Source organism: Pseudoalteromonas sp. SIMBA_162 (assembly GCF_046535955.1).
In the GTDB taxonomy this organism is placed as follows: domain Bacteria; phylum Pseudomonadota; class Gammaproteobacteria; order Enterobacterales; family Alteromonadaceae; genus Pseudoalteromonas; species Pseudoalteromonas marina.
In genome coordinates this window covers 1-255 of the sequence record NZ_JAWJBQ010000760.1, presented here as the reverse complement: position 1 = coordinate 255, position 255 = coordinate 1, and the positions used below count along the sequence as shown (strand labels likewise).

Sequence of the window (255 nt, the reverse complement as noted above, 5' to 3'; positions counted from 1 at the left end):
CCCGCTGAACAATCCGGGCCTGCGCTTCGATCCGGTGTTCGACTACGAGCAGGTGCTGGTGGTCGCCGACGCGCACCGGCTCGCGAACGCCGACTACGTCACGCCCGAGCAACTGGCCGACGAGGTGCTGATCACGTACCCGGTCGAGACCGACCGGCTCGACATCTACAACCAGTTCCTGACGCCGGCCGCCATCGTGCCGCGGCGCCACAAGTCGATCGAGACGACCGACATCATGCTGCAGATGGTCGCGAG

1 protein-coding gene is annotated in these 255 nt (G+C 66.3%); it reads left to right on the top strand.

All coding sequences use genetic code 11. The features are described from left to right. Positions 1-255: LysR substrate-binding domain-containing protein (locus R0J88_RS21730; RefSeq protein WP_410901137.1), on the top strand; the 255-nt coding region annotated here is incomplete at both ends.